This is a genomic window from Paenibacillus sp. BSR1-1 (assembly GCF_030403775.1).
In the GTDB taxonomy this organism is placed as follows: Bacteria; Bacillota; Bacilli; order Bacillales; family Cytobacillaceae; genus Neobacillus.
Map to the genome: position 1 here is coordinate 23541 of NZ_JAQMWQ010000003.1, position 17102 is coordinate 40642.

Consider the following 17102-nt stretch of genomic DNA (forward strand, 5'->3'; position numbering starts at 1 on the left):
TGTACATACAATAGTGGAGGGAATTCATGACTTTTCCAGCTATTGCGGGGTATTATAAGAGGTGAGGTGAAGAATTCAGGTCGCGTCCTGAATTTTTATTTGATGTGACAGGCCAAGTTGTATTACTTGAAGCCAATCATGTCTTTAGATATAAATTAAAATAGGAAATATATTAGAAAAGGTGAGAACATGAGTCAATTATCCGAGTTGTTATCCAAACAGCATAATCAAAATGTCGAGGAATTAAAAGAATTGCTCCGGATTCCAAGCATCAGTTCCTTATCGGAGCATAAAGAGGACATTCAAAAAGCAGCTTCATGGATTGCCAATGAATTAGAAAGCATTGGAATGGAACATGTTGAAATTGTCCAGACAAAAGGTCATCCGATTATCTATGCGGACTGGCTTCATCAGGAAAATGCCCCAACCGTCTTAGTGTACGGCCATTATGACGTACAGCCCGTGGACCCTGTTCATTTATGGGAAACGCCTCCGTTTGAACCAACGATCCGTGATGAAAAGATTTATGCCAGAGGGGCAACCGATGACAAAGGTCAGACATTCTTACATATCAAAGCAGTCGAATCCCTATTGAAATTAGAAGGTAAATTACCGGTAAACGTGAAATTTTGCATCGAAGGAGAAGAAGAAATCGGAAGTCCTCATCTTCCGCCGTATTTATCCGAAAATAAAGAGAAATTATCCTGTGACGTAGTCGTTATTTCTGACTCTGATATGTGGGACAGAGGCGTCCCTGCTATCACCTATTCTTTAAGAGGTCTATGTTCACTAGAGCTTTCCCTTCATACCGCTAATTCTGATTTGCACTCAGGCATGTTTGGCGGGGGAGTCCAGAATGCCAATCATTTATTGGTGCAGCTGCTTTCGACCCTTCATGATGCAAACGGAAAAGTAAATGTTGATCATTTTTATGATGATGTCGTGGAACTCTCTGAATTTGAAAAGGAACAGATTAAAGCATTAGGATTTGATGAAGAAAAATTGAAAAAATCTTTAGGATTAACCGATTTAACGGGAGGGGAAAACAATTTTCCATACCCTGAAAAAATCAGTTCCCGGCCAACATTAGAAATAAACGGATTATGGGGCGGTTTTCAGGGGGAAGGAACAAAAACCGTCATCCCGAACGAAGCTCATGCCAAAATCACCTGCCGTCTAGTCCATAATCAAAACCCTGAAAAAATTCAGCAATTGATTAAAGCGCATCTTGAGGAACATGCACCAAAGGGATGTACGGTGAAGGTGTCTCTTGGCGATACAGGGAATCCATTCTTAACGCCGATTGACAGTCCGATGATTCAAAAAGCGGCTGAAGCATATGAAACCGTTTATGGGAAATCGCCGGTTTACAAAAGAGAAGGTGGTTCGATTCCGATTGTATCGGATTTTAACCAATCACTAAAGGCACCTGTTGTCTTAATGGGATTCGGTTTGCCAGATGAAAATCTTCATGCTCCAAACGAACATTTTAATTTGGAAAACTTTGATAAAGGGATCTTAACTATTTGTACCTTTTTAGAACTTCTTAAAAAGTAAAATAGGGCTTGCAAAACTTAAAAAGAGGGATTTACCGAAGTATAACTCAGTTCAACCGTGAACTGAGTTTTTTTATTTAGGGTAAAGAAGTAGTATGTAGTATAATTTTATTGAATATTCTACCTTTTTGAAGTGGATTTATGGACAAGTACAAAAACATTCCTGCCGATGCGGTAAGTAAGAGGGGAGAATCAATAGCTATGAAAACTGTCAACCAATTGATGGATCATGAACATATAAATTGGGTTCAATTGGAAATGTTAGTACGTGAAACGTTTCAGGGGATCCCAAATGATACAATGAAGATCAAGAAATTTTCCGAAGGTTATTCCAATCATACCTACTTACTGACCATTGGGGACTGGGAAGCGGTGTTAAGGAGACCCCCATTCGGTGAAATTCCAGCGAAGGCACATGATATCAAGCGCGAGTATACGATTCTCTCCAGATTGCATGGAGTCTATCCGCTTGCCCCAAAACCCTATTTATACAAAGAGGACCCTGGCATTATTGGAAGGCATTTTTATCTGATGGAAAAAAAGCAAGGGGTAGTTATCAATCAAAGTATTCCTGACAACTATGGTTCCTCTGAGCTGATTGGACCTTCCATTTCAAAAAGTATTATTAATAGTCTAGTAGAGCTTCAACAGGTAGATTACAAAAAAGTGAATTTAATGGATATTGGGAAGCCGGAAGGATTTTTAGAAAGGCAGGTTCATAGCTGGATCAAACGCTACCGTCTGGTCAAGACGGATGAAATTGCAGGCGTAGAGGAACTGGAGGCCTGGCTGATCAAGAATATACCGACAACCACCGATACGACGATTGTTCATAACGACTTTAAACTCAACAACCTTGTCTTGGATCCGAATGACGCTGGTGTGATCAAAGGAGTTCTTGACTGGGAAATGGCAACTATTGGGGACCCGATGAGTGATATCGGAGCCCTGTTAACCTACTGGGGGGAAGCAAGCGATCCTGACATCGGAATTTCGGTGGTAACAAACCAACCCGGCTTTTTCTCAAGAAGGAAATTGGCGGAACGATATGCTCAGGTGAGCGGTCGTGATATAACAGATATTGACTATTATGTGGCATTTAGCTTTTACAAGCTGGCCATTATCCTGCAGCAGCTTTACTACCGCTGGAAAAAAGGAGAGACAGACGACGCTCGGTTTTCGGATTTGCATATTCCCATTGCCAATTTATTTGATTTGGCCGATTTAACGCGAAGGAAAAAAATATTGTAAAATAGTGGAGACAGAAGACCAAAACGAAAATCGGAATAGTCTTCTGTCTATTGTATGTTCAACGCATTTCCTGGTAAAAAACCAAGGGAAAGCCGAATTAAAAATTCATCTTCGATTGTCCGCCATCGACGTTAATGCTGGCCCCGACAATCCAGAAAGCTTTTTCTGAGGCAAGGAAGGCTGCGACATTCGCAATTTCTTCGGGGGTGCCGAAGCGGCCTGCAGGAATATCCCTTTTCACGAATTCTTTGATTTCCTCCGGATTCTCATTCATCCGCCTTATCCAATTGCCAGTCTCGTGCAAAATGCTTCCAGGAGCAACGCTGTTGACTCTAATTCCATAAGGAATGACTTCGTCTGCCAAAGACTTCGTAAAGCTGATGAGCGCAGATTTGGCATTATTATAGGTAACTTTGCCTCCACTTTCCCTACCATAAACAGACGTAATATTAATGATGGAACCCGAACTCTGATTTTTCATGTGTTCTACGGCTAATTTACTTAAATGAACCGCGGAAAAATAATTCAGCTCCATTGCCTGATAGAAGAGATCCATACCGGTTTCCATCACTTTGCCCCCATTGCTGCCACCAGCATTATTGATGAGGACATCGATCGACCGGTTCTGCTCGATAAACGTGTGAATCATTAGTTCGCGTTCCTCTGCATTGGTAAGATCGGCTTGATAAATGGAGACCTTTCCTCCAAGTTCTGATTTGGCCTGTTCCAAAAAATCAAGGTCACGGGCTGTAATCGTGACATTGGCACATTCATCAACGAACACTTTGGCAATGGCTTTCCCGATTCCTTTCGACCCTCCGGTAATGAGTACATTTTTATCTCTTAATTGCAAATCCATTTAAAAGAACTCCTTTATGTAGAAATAAGATTATCACCTGGAATTATGACTGGGTTTATTATCCCAAAAAATCTCAAATAATACGAGCAAAAGGGAATTAGCTTTGCTGTTAATATTAAAGCCGGGGGTGTAATTTTGTTTGCTTTTGTTCCTAATCTATGTCTAGAAGAAGAAGTTCCAATATATGCGAAAGAGTGCAAAGATTGCGGCCTTTATAAACATGGAACAAGAATGGTTTGGGGAGAAGGAAACCCAAAAGCCCCAATTTTGATTACATATTTTCCGAACGAGAAAGCCCATGCGAGGCGTTAGCCGTCTTTAGACATGGGATTATAGTGAGGTCAAATGCGGAGTGCCACGTAAAGCCTAAAAGTTTGTGGTACTTCAAGCATTTGAAAGTATCACTGTGCTTTATTTTTATCCACTTGTTGAAGTAATTATAGTAAACTGATAAAATATATATATGGAAGAATATAGAAGAACTAGCACTACCGTATCATTAATCAACTATCATTTTGTGTTTTGTCCTCCATACAGAAGGAAGATTTTTCTTAATTCTAAAGTTGAACAAAGGTTTAAAGAAAGGGTGTATAAAATATGTGAATCTCTCAAAATTAAAGTTGTCGCTTTAGAATGCGACAAAGATCATGCACATATGTTTCTCAACGAACCGCCAACATTAAGCCCTGCAAACATGATGGCAAGAATTACAGGAGTGACATCTAAACAATTGCTTGAAGAATTTCCGCATCTACAACACTTGCCGAGTTTGTGAACACGTTCCTATTTTGTTTCGACTGCTGGACATGTATCGAGTGAAACGATCAAACGATACAGTGAAAATCAGAAAAAGCATAACTAGAAAGGAGCTGGCACCTATGGCAAGAAAAACTCCCCCGACTTATACACTCGAAATCCCACTAAATATTCCTAGTTGGCAACAACATCGTTTAGAAAAGAAATTCAAGATTGCTCGAAACGTCTACAATTCTTGTCTGGGTGAAGCTCTCAAACGCCATAAACGTGTGAAAGCTGATATAAAGTATCGTGCTTTGCTTTGTGATCCAAAGTCTAAAGAACGTGACAAACAGCTTTCGGAGATCCGTTTAGCCTACGACTTTACTGAATATGGTTTGCACAATTTCGTGAAACCTGTTCAGCACAAATTCAAAGAAAATATCGGCAGCTTTGAAGCACAAAAACTTGCTACAAGAGCCTTTCAAGCAGTAGAGAAACTACATTTTGGAAAAGCAAAAAAAGTGCACTTCAAAGTGTTTGATGATGATATTTCGGTTGATAACAAGTCAAATGCTACTGGCTTGCGGTATGCAGAGGGCAATATTCTTTGGGGAGATAAGCCAACAAAGAAACATCCCAGGCCTAAGAACTGGCTTTGTATCCCTGTTATACCAAAAGCAAAGGATGAATATGCACACCTATCCTTAATGGATAAGACAAAATACGTGCGTATCTTAAAGCGGGAAGTGCGTGGCAAGGTGCGCTATTTTGTCCAACTCATTCAAGAAGGCTATCCGCCAACAAAACGAAATCATAAGGTGGCTGATGATGAAACCAAACGTGTAGGGATCGACATTGGTTCATCCACAATCGCAATTAGTAATGAAGAAACCGTTCAACTTCGAGAACTAGCTCCAGAATGCAATACTAACGAGAAAAAGCTTCGTGGTATTCAGCGAGCTATGGACAGATCAAAGCGTGCCACTAACCATCAAAACTATAATGAGAACGGCACTATTAAAAAAGGTAGAAAGACGTGGACGTATTCCAAGCGTTATATCCAACTTCGCCGAGATCGAAAAGAACTGTATCGTAAAATCGCTGTCCAACGAAAACAGTCGCATGAGAAGTTAGCGAACGAAATCTTAGAACTTGGTTCTGATGTACGAGTGGAAACCATGCGATTTCAATCGCTGCAAAAACGAGTGAAGAAAACGACTCGCAATAGGAAGAACGGCAAGATTAACCCAAAGAAACGGTTTGGTAAATCAATTGCTAATCATGCTCCTGCTATGCTGCTAACGATTATTGACCGAAAACTTAGTTACCAGGGACGGTCAATCAAGAAAATAGATACCTATGCTACAAAGGCTAGTCAATTCAATCATTTGACTGGTGAATATACGAAAAAGCTACTTTCAGATCGTTGGAATGACTTTGGGGAAATTCGTATCCAACGTGATTTATATAGTGCTTTCTTAATAGGAAACACGACTGAAACGCTCAATTCCGTTGACGTGGACTTATGCAACGTAAAATGGGACAACTTTGTTGAACTGCATAATCGTGAAATTGCACGTCTAAAACAACTATCTAGTAAAACTTTGCGTTGGTTTGTCGCATAAACACAAACCTGATTGGTCGTGACAACGCCCAAGAGAAGTCGGAATGGTAAGCACACAAGGGGTCTACTAACGCCTGCTTGGAGACGTGCATTGCTATACGCAATACTTCCGTTAATGTTCTAGGAGAATGTATACCAGTTCTTCGGTAGAAATCCTTCCGCATGGAAAGATAAGAGTATCGTTGAGAAGTGTACTAGGTAACATTTTGCCACTATACCCTAGAACCCCACTGCTTTAGTTGTGGGAGTTGTCAGAGCAGGCAGCATATGAGGTTGGTTTAACAAGTAATGACCTTCATATCACCTATATTTATAAAGAAAACCAACTCGGGCTTATGAAAAGGAAAAAGTATGAACGATTTGCATGAACCATTTAGAGGGCCAGCTTCAAGCAAAGAAACCTAAAGTAGTTTTTTGCATGGGAAACATCGCGGTTCAATCGTTCTTTCAAAACCAAGAGGTTGATGTGAAATCATTGCGCGGCACAATCCAACAGGTGAGGGGGATCCCAACCTTAGTGGCCTATCATCCATTAGCGGTTCGTCGTCGTCCCAATTTATGGTCCTATTTTGCAAAAGACTGGCATGATCTTGCCAAATTATACAATCAAACAAAGGATCCTATTTAATTAAAAGTAAGCTATTTGGTTTGTATATTTCTTATATCTCGACTAAATAATATGAAAGCTAGTGCGATGTATTATGATTTAGGAGATGATGGAATGAAAACAAAGGATAATTTTTTAGAGGGTGCCAAAGTAACCAAAGATAATGCAGTATATGGAACATCTGATAAGAAGGCTAATTTTGGGCCAGGGGATTCAGTGAATGGTCAATCTGGTAAGAAAAAGAAATGAAAACGAATTGACAGCCAAGATGTTCTTGGCTGTTATTTTTTTACAGAGATAAGGATTATGCAGCAATAAAGTGGTGATTATGAAGGATAAATCGAATCGATGGAAAAGAACATAAAATAAGCTGAAAATCGGACCAAATTGCTAAAAATATCTTCAAAAATGAAAATTGTTACATTCCATACGAAATATGAAAGAGATAAGAGAAATAATAAAAGATTTGTGACTTTAGTACAGGACCAGATGGTTTCCCAGTTTTATTGAAAACATATTGGTTGGAGATAAAAAGAAACTAAATGAATAAATTAACAAGTATTACAAATAATATTTTGAGTAAAAGACACTGAGCTGAAAAGTAAAGGTCCTATTCAAGTAACAGGTTAAAGAGTTGATTGAGTTGTCATATCCGGCAGCTTTTTCTTTTTGTGCTACCGGGACGGGTTATTTTCTATGTAAAATATTAAATTAATTTTCAGGGTAGCGATGCTTCATGAAGAGATTTCTTTTCTTTACTTACAAATATAGTTGGTCAAACGTATAGGAAAAGCGGTGTTATAATTGCGTTTACTATTATCAGCAATCTTTATTCTAGCATGTTGGCGTTGGGCAAATATTAAAAACTGGAAACAATACTACCCGACCATTTTATATGCTGTTGTTTTGCAATTGTTATATAGATTTTTTGTTGACGGGGATTATTTTCTTTGGAAAATTGAAGATGATATTTTTTTATTAAACGAAACCTTTTCTTTTTTAATTATTACATTTGTGATTTTTCCATGTTCTGTCTTTCTATTTTTGTCCCGTTATCCCAAACATTGGATGAAACAAATTTTATATCTGGCTGGATGGGGAGCACTGTCAGTAATGATCGAAACTGGTATGTTTTTATTTGAGAGAGTTACTTATCATAATGGTTGGAATTACTGGTGGTCAATGGCATTCGACCTTACTATGTATCCAATGATTCGCTTTCATGATGTGAAGCCAATTCCCGCATGGATTGTTTCATTTTTAATGACGGCATTTTATGTAATTTACTTTAATGTTCCCTTACCAGAACATTGACAACCTTCATTTATTCAATTGGGTAAAAGGGAAAGGTTAAATGTATTCGACAAACGTTGTTAATGAACATTTAGGTGAAGGTGTATTTTTGAGGAATATGAGGCAAAGTTCATGACTTATGAAAATTTAAAAAACATTTATCGCAAGTTACCTTACGTATATCAACAAATTTAATTTTTCTTAGAGTTTTTCTTTTTACTCTAATTTCAGAATTGAATTTATAGCCACACTCACACTTGTTAATGTCTTTTACAATATGAATTTTATGTGCATCATTAATTAGCGGATATAACATGTTTTCACCTCTTTATTTCTAGTTGTTCTTTTCTAAGAACGATTTGATTGTTTTTAGTGCGTAAAGGTGCAGAATGACACTTAATGACAGTTTATGGTGATTTTTGGACGAGTAGAACTAATTTTGGCTCTTTTTCCATTCATAAAACAAACTGCGATTTTTAATTGCCTAATACACTATATATTTGAAAAAGAACAATAGAATAAGATCGCAGTAGTACGGCTTTGAGAAAATTTCCAAAAAAACTAAATAAAGGTAAAATTCCAATTAATCATGGAATTTTATTTAAATTTAGTAATGCATCTGAATTAGATACATTTATTAATAGATTCATTGATATAATCTGTTTATCAAAGTGATTAAACTAATTAATCATTAAAATCCTAAATATTCTTAATCATTTAAAAGGGTGAACTGTTTATGGTACACCTTTTTTGTTTATACTTGTCATAGGTATTTTAACCTGGGAAATAGCTCTTTTAGGTATTTTATTATTTTACAATCTAGGCGCCTAGATCTAATAGATCAAGCGTCTTTTTTTGTGCCAGATTGTGTAATTCTAACGGACTGTTCTGGAGAGAATATATGATAACGTTAATTAAATGAATTTCATATTTATGAAATTATTTCATAATATATTGCGTGACTCAATGATATAAATTATAATATTCACGATTATGAAATTTGGGGGTATGTTTTTGAATATAGGAATGGAAATAAAGAAACTGAGGACTGAAAAAGGAATTACTTTGAAAGAGTTAAGTGAAAAAAGCGAACTATCTGTTGGATTTTTGTCTCAATTAGAAAGGGGGCTTACTACCATAGCTGTTGATTCACTTGAAATACTAGCTGATATTTTGGAAGTACATTTAACACATTTTTTCGATTATCCACGTAAAAGAAAAGATATGGTTTTAAGAAGTTATGAACAAGAAATAATAGATTCAGTAGAAGGTGGATTTATTAAGTATGCTTTAAGTACAAATTTGGAAAATAAACAACTTGTTCCAAGGCTTATAGAAATTCTTCCTCAAAAGAAAGATGAAGAAATATTATCCTATAAGCATGGGGGAGAAGAGTTCATTTATGTTTTAGAGGGTATATTAACAGTTTACATAAATGGCGAGAGGCACGAAGTGTATCCTGGTGACAGTGTTCATTTGGACTCAAATATTGCCCACAATTGGGCTAATTACACTAACAAAAAGGTCAAGCTCATAGCTGTTAATACTCCTAATTATATCTACAATAGTAAGTTTCATGCGACAGATGCTGATTAGTAAAGACATTATATAAAGTTAAAAGAAAGTGATAAGAACAATGGACAAATTTGTGTTATATCTAATCGGTTCTTTTTTTGTAATCGGAGCTATTGATTATATTACCGGAAATCATTTGAAACTGGGTGAAAAATTTGAGGAAGGCATAAAGACCATGGGGGCTTTAGGGCTTGGCATGATAGGAATACTTTCTTTAGCCCCTATATTTACAAATTTTTTATCCTCTGAGATTATTCCAATCTGTAGAGTTTTTAATTTAGATCCTTCTATCGTTCCTGCAGTATTTTTAGCGGTAGATATGGGGGGATATCAAATCGCAGATAAGCTAGCATTAACAAAGGAAATGGGGGCATTCTCAGGAATTATCATTGCTTCTACTTTAGGAGCCACAATTAGTTTTTCAATACCCGTCGCATTAGGGATGCTTTCTAAAGAGGATGAAAAATATTTTTCTAAGGGTGTGCTGGTTGGAATTATTACTATACCTATAGGATGTCTTGCAGCAGGCTTATGGCAAAAAATAAATATCGGCATATTAGTATGGAATCTGGTACCTATATTTGTTTTTGCCATTATTTTAGGGGCAGGATTATTAAAAGCTCCTCATGTTTTTATTAAAGTTTTTAATGTATTTGGAAAGCTGATAATCAGTTTGAGTACTGTTGGATTACTTTTACAAGGTATAGATGTGATATTTGGTGTAAGGCTTGTCTCAGGATTAGCACCATTATCTGAATCTACTGTTATAGTAGGGAAGATCGCATTTGTATTAGGTGGAGCCTATCCTATGCTAGCACTTATTAATCGAATTTTTAAAAATAGTTTTAAAGAAATAGGGGAGAAATTTGGAATTAATTCAGTGTCATTAGCAGGCATTCTAGGAAATTTGGCTAGTAATCTGTTGATATTTGGAACATATAAGGAAATGAATCCTAAAGGAAAAGTGGTATGTACTGCTTTTGGAGTAAGTGGAGCATTTGTATTTGGTGGTCAATTTGGATTTGTATCAGGAGTAGCTCCAGAAATGTTAGGAGCGTTTATAATATCAAAGCTTACAGCCGGAATAATTAGTATAGTACTAGCCGTATGGCTGTATGATCGTGAAAGTAAACAATTTAGTCATAAGGAAAATGGAGGTAATTGTAATGAATATCAGGGATAGGGTAGAAAAGTTAAGGCAGCTAATGAAAGAAAATCAAATGGATGCTTATATAATTCCCAGTTTTGATGCACATCAGAGTGAATATGTATCAGACCATTGGAAAGGTAGACAATGGATATCGGGATTTACAGGGTCTGCAGGTACTGTAGTTATTACATTAGAGGATGCAGGGTTATGGACAGATGGCAGATACTATATTCAAGCTGATAAGCAGCTTGAGAACTCAGGAATCAGATTATTTAGAATGGTGGATCCAGGGGTACCATTTTATACAGAATGGCTCGCAGATGTTCTTAAAGAAGGAAGCATTGTGGGCTTTGATGGAAATGTTTTTTCCATTAATATGGTTAAAAAGATGGAAAAAGATCTAAAAGCAAAGAGAATCGCATTAAAAATGAATCAAGATTTAATTAGTGATCTGTGGGAAGATAGACCGGAGATTCCTAAAGGCCCCATTTTTACTCATGACGTAAAATATGCAGGCAAATCACGAGTAGAAAAATTAAATGAAGTAAGAGAAGAAATGAAAAAAAATGGAGCAAATTATTATATTTTAACTTCCCTTGATGACATTGCATGGCTTTTGAATATAAGAGGGTCTGATGTGCCTAACAATCCAGTTGTAATAGCTAATGTTATCGTAGATGAACATATATGTTATTTATTTATTGATTCTAGCAAGGTTCCCTCTTTGGCTAAATTAGAACTGGAGGCTGACGGAATCGAGTTAAAAGCGAATCATGAAATACAAACATTCTTGGAAAATCTTTCAATCGAAGATGCCATTATTTTCGATGCGGATAAAACAAATATCAGATTATATAATGCCATTAACAGTAATACAAAGAAAATTGAAAGTCCAAACATCACGACTCATTTAAAAGCTATTAAAAATGAAGTTGAGATAAAAAATTTTAAATGGTGTGAAATAAAAGATGGTTTAGCCATGGTGAAATTTATAAAATGGCTAAAAAACTTTGTAGACAAAGAAGAAATTACAGAGATTGCTGCAGAAGAAAGATTAGAAGATTTCAGAAGAGAGCAGGAAGGATTTGTTGGACCTAGCTTTGATACGATAGCAGGTTATAAAGAACATGCTGCGATGATGCATTATAAAGCCAATCAAGAAACGCAATATACTCTTAAGAATGAAGATCTCTTTTTAATTGATTCAGGCGGACAGTATTATGATGGAACAACAGATATTACACGAACGATTGTTTTAGGAAAAATTACCGATGAACAAAAAAGAGATTTTACATTGGTGTTAAAAGGATTTATTGCATTAAGCTCCGTAAAATATTTATACGGAGCAACAGGCTCTAACTTAGATGTTTTAGCAAGACAACCAATTTGGCAGTATGGTTTAGACTATAAATGCGGGACAGGACATGGGGTAGGTTTTTTCTTGAATGTTCATGAAGGACCACAAAGCATAAGGAATAATAATCATGTTGTATTAGAAAAAGGCATGATTATTACGAATGAACCAGGAATATACCTTGAAGGTAAATATGGAATTAGAATTGAAAATATGTTGGTAGTAGTTGAAGACGAGAAAACAGAGTTTGGTCAATTTATGAAGTTTGAAGCAATCACGTATTGCCCTATTGATTTAGCCGGTATTAATATAGATATGTTAACAGAGAGTGAAAAGCAATGGTTAAACAGTTATCATCAAGAGGTATACACAAAGCTAGCTCCTTATTTAAATGAAGAAGAGAAAGCGTGGCTAAGGGAAGAGACTCGGGAAATATAAATAGGTTTGCAGAATACAAGTAATATTTATCGCCTTAAAAAAACAGTGAAATTCACCAACCCTTATGCAGATCTAATCATTGATTTCAGAGAAAAAGAAGCGATTCGAAAATAGAAAAAATTCTAGGCACGCATATAAAAAGGCGTGTCTCTTTTTATCGGGCCATTTAATCATCAAAAACACTGGATATAAATTATTAAAACTGGGATATGAAAATAAACCTCCTCCTTCTAAAAATATCACAAAAAAACATAAATTTTACACAATCAAGATTTGTCCAAATTTTCCTATAATTTAATTATCCTCTTGTGTAACCGTTTGCATGGTATGGATAATTTTTTTGATAGAGGAGGGCTTAAAAATCTAGATAGTTTTGGTTTAGTGAAAAAACATCAAAAATTTCAAGGAGGGAACAAGGTTGTCAAAGAGACCAAAATATTTTAGAAAGATTGTTATGTCTTCTCTTGTTTCAAGTGTTGCAGCTGCAGCCATCGCCGGAGGTGCTTTTGCTGCGTCTCCTAGTAACTCTAGTTCGGGAGGCAATCCACCGGCCCATTCAAATGCGGGCGGTAAAAAGGCACCATCCGTTGAGGCCCATGTTAAGCCTATTATTAAAATTGGTCAGCGCCTGTTTAAGGATCTCAATGCCAACGGCAAACTCGATCCTTACGAGGACTGGCGTTTAACAACAGACAAGCGGGTTGCAGACCTCCTCCCCCGTATGAGCATGGAAGAGAAGGCTGGAATCATGCAAATTACATCACTAAGTACGACTAACATCAACGATTACATTAATAACCGCCACATTCGTTACCTAATCATCCGAGATAACCCTACAGCAGCAAATCTTGCTGCACGGGCGAATCAATACCAGGAAATCGCTGAAAAAACGCCTCTTGGGATCCCGCTCGTATTCACCTCCAACCCAAGAAATCACATTAATGAACAGAATGAGTTCGGAATCAGTGAGGCTTCCGGTCAATTCTCAACCTGGCCTGGCACCCTCGGCCTTTCGGCTACACGGGACCTTGACTTGATTCGCGATTTTGCCGAGATTGCTCGTGATGAGTGGCGCTCTGCTGGCATTCAAAAGGACTATGGATACCAAATTGAAACGGCAACTGAACCGAGGTGGCGCCGTATCTCAGGCACCTTCGGAGAAGATCCGTCATGGAATGCGAAAATTGCCAAAGAACTAGTGCTTGGTTTCCAGGGAGAGGAGCTTAGCAGCCAATCTGTCGCACAAACCGTTAAGCATTTCCCTGGAGACGGTGCTGTGGTCAAAGGCCTCGATCCGCACAATGAACCAGGACAGTACGCTATTTACCCAACACCAGGCAGCCTTTACAAATACCAGCTGCCTCCGTTCCAAGCAGCCATAGATGCGGGTGTAAGCTCAGTCATGTCCTACTATAATGTACCGAAAAATGAGGGCAGTGCCGAACAGCTTCCGCGTGAGCTTTGGCAATCTGAGACCCAGCAATTTGAAGAGGTGGCTGGTGCCTACAACAAGACCATCCTCACTGACCTTCTCCGTGAACGGATGGGCTTCAAAGGCTATGTCAACAGTGATAGCGGCGTACTGACCAACCGTGACTGGGGCGTTCATGACCTGACCATTGAGGAGAAATTTGCGAAGGCAATCGATGCAGGGACAAACATTTTCTCTGACAACAATGACCCAAGCGGACTAATCTCTGCTGTAAATAAAGGCTTAATAAAGGAGAAGGACCTTAATCCTTCCGTGTCCCAGCTGCTTACTGAAATGTTCAACCTTGGCCTTTTCGAGGACCCATATACGGACCCGGAAGATGCTCAGAAGATCGCCAGCTCAGAAAAATCACAGGCCAGAGCGGACGAAGCACACCTTAAGTCCATTACACTATTGCGCAACAACAAAGGTATGCTGCCGCTGACGGATGAAAAAATCGCACATACAAAGCTATACGTTGAAGTTTTTAGCGGTAATAATAGTGCAGTTCGAACAGAAGCACTGAAGAAACAAATCGTGAAGGAAGATCCTACAGTGACCATTGTAAATACGCTTAGTGAAGCAAATGCCGCTCTTGTTTGGCTGCGTCCAAGCCCATTCGAGTTCCCTGATAACTCTACAGTTGACATTAAACTAGGAACAAACACCGGAATTGACGTTGCGAAGGTGAAACAAATCGAAGCAGCCGTCCCAACAACCCTTGTGATCAATATGACCAATTCATGGGTCATAGATGAGGTGGAGCCTGCTGCTGCTGCAGTCGTAGCTACTTACAGCGTCAAATCTGAAGCACTGCTGGACGTTCTGCGCGGACGCTTCAATCCAACAGGCAAGCTTCCAATCACAATCCCAGCCAATCAGGAAGCTGTCGAAAAGAACGCGTCAGATGTCCCTGGATACGCGGAAAAATTCGACTACACCTATACAAATGCTGCTGGCGACGATTACAGCTTTGGATTTGGTCTAAGCTATAAATAATAGGGAAGAAAGAAGATAAATAGCAAGGAAAAATAAATACAGAGAATGGCTCAGTTCATATCGGACTGGGCATTTTCTTTGGAAGGGAGAATGATATTTCGAAGCAAGTTAGGCTGAAAAGTAGAATTAGGTGATTATGGTAGTTGGTTTGATATCACATCAGATTTTTTATTGAAAGAAAATAATAAAAATGCTAATTTTAAAATATATTATATTAGTTTATTAAACTAACAAAATAAGTTAAATACTTTTAAATACAGATCCCACCTAAAAAAATCACAAATTATCCTAAAAAAAGAACATTCAAAAACATTCATCAGATTCTTAAAATGAAAGAAAGGTAAACGTTTTCAATATGGGGGGGAATCAAATGAATGTCATCAAAAAAATAGGGTTAGTCATCGATAATATTTTTGAAAAATTCACTCTATTTTCGTTAGTTGCATTAATTTTGGTCGTAACCACACAAGTTATGACCCGGAAATTATTTAATTTTGTATTTTTTTGGTCAGAGGAAATTACGCTTTTATTACTTGCTTGGTTTGCCTTTATGGCAATAGCGGTGGGATTTCGGGAGTATATCCATTTAGGGATTGATTCTTTCACGAATTTATTTCCTAAAAGCTTTAATAAGGTCTTAGATAAAATCATCAGTGCCTCCATTTTTGCTTTCGGTGTATACCTGGTGGTTCAGGGCTGGGACTTTACAGTATTGATGATGGAATCAACACTACCGGCTACTAAACTTCCAAGCAGTATCACTTATGCGGTTATGCCCGTTACAGGAGTAATGATTTGCGTTTATTCACTTTTACAATTCTTTAACTTTAACACCACTCGTCACAAAGAGATAGAGGAGGGTATGTAATTGGACAGCAATACAATTGGAATTATTATCTTACTTTCAAGCTTTGTCATATTAATCTTACTTCGGTTTCCAATTGCCCTTACGCTTGTTGCATCGTCATTATTAACGGTTATCTATTTAGGGATACCACTTCCGGTAGTTGGCCAGCAAATGATCCAAGGAATGAATTCCTTTTCTTTACTTGCAATTCCGTTCTTTATTTTAACGGGACAAATTATGAGTGAAGGGGGACTTGCTACTCGGATTGTGAATCTTGCCAGCTTAATGGTGGGCAGAATCCGCGGTGGACTCGCCATGGTTAACAGTGTTGCTGCACTTTTCTTTGGCAATATATCCGGCTCTGCAGTAGCAGACGTTTCCTCCGTTGGCTCCGTTATGATTCCAATGATGAAAAAGAAGGGCTACGAAGCAGATTACGCTGTTGGTGTAACGATTGCCTCAGCGATACAAGGTGTAATCGTCCCGCCAAGTCATAATCTTGTTTTATTTTCGTTAGCAGCGGGTGGAGTTTCCATCGCCAGTTTGTTTATGGCTGGCATCGTACCAGGCTTTATTATGTTAATTTCCTTAATGATTACGGGTTACATTATTGCCAGAAAACGCGGCTATCAAAAAGCCGACCCTGTTCCAAAATCAGAAATTGCCGGCATTCTAATACACGGACTTTTATCGTTAAGCCCTGCGGTCATTATTTTGGGCGGGATCATGAGTGGATGGTTTACGGCAACTGAATCAGGAGCCTTAGCATGTTTGTATTCTTTTATTCTAGCGTTTGTTGTCTATCGGGAAGCAAAATTCGCAAATATTTGGAAAATATTAACCCGAACGATGCGAACGGTTTCGATGGTATTTTTCCTAATCGCAGCTTCCGCTTCCTTTGGCTGGATTTTAGCCTTCTTAAAAATACCATCCATGGTAACCGACCTATTTCTAAGTATTTCAGATAATCCGCTTATTATTCTATTGATTATTAATATATTATTGCTTCTTCTTGGAGCGCCAATGGACATGGCACCCATGATTTTAATTATGACACCCATTCTCCTGCCGGTGGTAACGAGCTTTGGAATGGATCCGGTGCACTTTGGGATCGTTCTTATCTTAAATGCAGGGATTGGTCTACTGACACCGCCAGTTGGAACCGTATTGTTTGTCGGATGTGCGATAGGAAAGGTTTCGATACAGCAAGGAACGAAAGCGATGATGCCATTTTTCTACGCATTACTCATTGTTCTCCTAGTTATTACCTATATTCCTGAGGTAGTCATGTGGCTTCCACATCTGTTAGCTCAGTAACCGAAGGATAGGTGAAAATAAAA

The 17102-nt window shown here is 38.0% G+C and carries 13 protein-coding genes and 1 pseudogene; 13 read left to right on the plus strand and 1 reads right to left on the minus strand.

All coding sequences use genetic code 11. The features are described from left to right. Positions 1–189: 189 nt before the first annotated feature. Together PH210_RS05885 and PH210_RS05890 are read left to right on the plus strand one after the other, a co-directional pair. The gene (locus tag PH210_RS05885) at positions 190–1557 is read left to right on the plus strand and encodes a dipeptidase (protein ID WP_289983848.1); all 1368 of its coding nucleotides are present in this window, start codon (positions 190–192) and stop codon (positions 1555–1557) included. Between the two features lie 140 nt (positions 1558–1697). Beyond that, complete coding sequence (locus tag PH210_RS05890; RefSeq protein WP_289983850.1) at positions 1698–2807, plus strand: phosphotransferase family protein; 1110 nt, start codon at positions 1698–1700, stop codon at positions 2805–2807. A gap of 97 nt (positions 2808–2904) precedes the next feature. Here the strand turns inward: PH210_RS05890 and PH210_RS05895 are convergent, their stop codons facing one another. Continuing rightward, positions 2905–3666 carry an SDR family NAD(P)-dependent oxidoreductase gene (locus PH210_RS05895; RefSeq protein ID WP_289983851.1) on the minus strand — a complete coding sequence of 254 codons (762 nt, stop codon included), beginning with the start codon at positions 3664–3666 and terminating at the stop codon, positions 2905–2907. Positions 3667–4129: 463 nt separating this feature from the next. Between PH210_RS05895 and tnpA the strand changes: the two are divergent. The 11 genes and pseudogenes from tnpA to PH210_RS05950 all read left to right on the plus strand — a co-directional run bounded on the left by tnpA (position 4130) and on the right by PH210_RS05950 (position 17079). Continuing rightward, positions 4130–4528: pseudogene (gene tnpA, locus PH210_RS05900) on the plus strand (IS200/IS605 family transposase). Positions 4529–4544: 16 nt separating this feature from the next. Further along, entirely contained in the window at positions 4545–6029 is a 1485-nt protein-coding gene (locus PH210_RS05905; protein ID WP_289983854.1) for a transposase, read from the plus strand. 417 nt (positions 6030–6446) lie between these two features. Then, positions 6447–6656, plus strand: a complete 210-nt coding sequence (locus tag PH210_RS05910; protein WP_289983855.1) for a uracil-DNA glycosylase family protein — start codon at positions 6447–6449, stop codon at positions 6654–6656. Between the two features lie 93 nt (positions 6657–6749). Then, positions 6750–6884, plus strand: coding sequence for a hypothetical protein (locus tag PH210_RS05915; RefSeq protein ID WP_289983857.1), 135 nt, complete (start codon positions 6750–6752; stop codon positions 6882–6884). Between the two features lie 555 nt (positions 6885–7439). Then, positions 7440–7949: a CBO0543 family protein gene (locus PH210_RS05920; RefSeq protein ID WP_289983858.1), complete on the plus strand. Its 510-nt coding sequence runs from the start codon at positions 7440–7442 to the stop codon at positions 7947–7949. Positions 7950–8936: 987 nt separating this feature from the next. Then, positions 8937–9524, plus strand: a complete 588-nt coding sequence (locus PH210_RS05925) for a helix-turn-helix domain-containing protein (protein ID WP_289983860.1) — start codon at positions 8937–8939, stop codon at positions 9522–9524. 40 nt (positions 9525–9564) lie between these two features. Further along, positions 9565–10686 (plus strand): ethanolamine utilization protein EutH, encoded by a 1122-nt coding sequence (gene eutH, locus PH210_RS05930; protein ID WP_289983861.1) that lies wholly within the window; start codon positions 9565–9567, stop codon positions 10684–10686. After that, on the plus strand, positions 10670–12445 hold the full coding sequence (locus PH210_RS05935; protein ID WP_289983863.1) for an aminopeptidase P family protein: 1776 nt from the start codon (positions 10670–10672) through the stop codon (positions 12443–12445). Before eutH ends, PH210_RS05935 begins: the two co-directional genes overlap by 17 nt. A gap of 418 nt (positions 12446–12863) precedes the next feature. Beyond that, positions 12864–14915: a glycoside hydrolase family 3 protein gene (locus PH210_RS05940; RefSeq protein WP_289983865.1), complete on the plus strand. Its 2052-nt coding sequence runs from the start codon at positions 12864–12866 to the stop codon at positions 14913–14915. 370 nt (positions 14916–15285) lie between these two features. Continuing rightward, positions 15286–15783, plus strand: a complete 498-nt coding sequence (locus tag PH210_RS05945; protein WP_289983866.1) for a TRAP transporter small permease — start codon at positions 15286–15288, stop codon at positions 15781–15783. Further along, on the plus strand, positions 15784–17079 hold the full coding sequence (locus PH210_RS05950) for a TRAP transporter large permease (RefSeq protein ID WP_289983868.1): 1296 nt from the start codon (positions 15784–15786) through the stop codon (positions 17077–17079). It begins immediately after the preceding gene. The last annotated feature ends 23 nt before the right edge of the window (positions 17080–17102 follow it).

What these genes read in the sequence shown, in the direction of transcription:
- PH210_RS05925 (WP_289983860.1), top strand. Translation starts at nt 8,937, where the DNA reads ATGTTTTTGAATATAGGAATGGAAATAAAGAAACTGAGGACTGAAAAA.
- PH210_RS05915 (WP_289983857.1), top strand. Translation starts at nt 6,750, where the DNA reads ATGAAAACAAAGGATAATTTTTTAGAGGGTGCCAAAGTAACCAAAGAT.
- PH210_RS05895 (WP_289983851.1), bottom strand. Translation starts at nt 3,666, where the DNA reads ATGGATTTGCAATTAAGAGATAAAAATGTACTCATTACCGGAGGGTCG.
- eutH (WP_289983861.1), top strand. Translation starts at nt 9,565, where the DNA reads ATGGACAAATTTGTGTTATATCTAATCGGTTCTTTTTTTGTAATCGGA.
- PH210_RS05910 (WP_289983855.1), top strand. Translation starts at nt 6,447, where the DNA reads ATGGGAAACATCGCGGTTCAATCGTTCTTTCAAAACCAAGAGGTTGAT.
- PH210_RS05935 (WP_289983863.1), top strand. Translation starts at nt 10,670, where the DNA reads ATGAATATCAGGGATAGGGTAGAAAAGTTAAGGCAGCTAATGAAAGAA.
- PH210_RS05905 (WP_289983854.1), top strand. Translation starts at nt 4,545, where the DNA reads ATGGCAAGAAAAACTCCCCCGACTTATACACTCGAAATCCCACTAAAT.
- PH210_RS05885 (WP_289983848.1), top strand. Translation starts at nt 190, where the DNA reads ATGAGTCAATTATCCGAGTTGTTATCCAAACAGCATAATCAAAATGTC.
- PH210_RS05890 (WP_289983850.1), top strand. Translation starts at nt 1,698, where the DNA reads ATGGACAAGTACAAAAACATTCCTGCCGATGCGGTAAGTAAGAGGGGA.
- PH210_RS05945 (WP_289983866.1), top strand. Translation starts at nt 15,286, where the DNA reads ATGAATGTCATCAAAAAAATAGGGTTAGTCATCGATAATATTTTTGAA.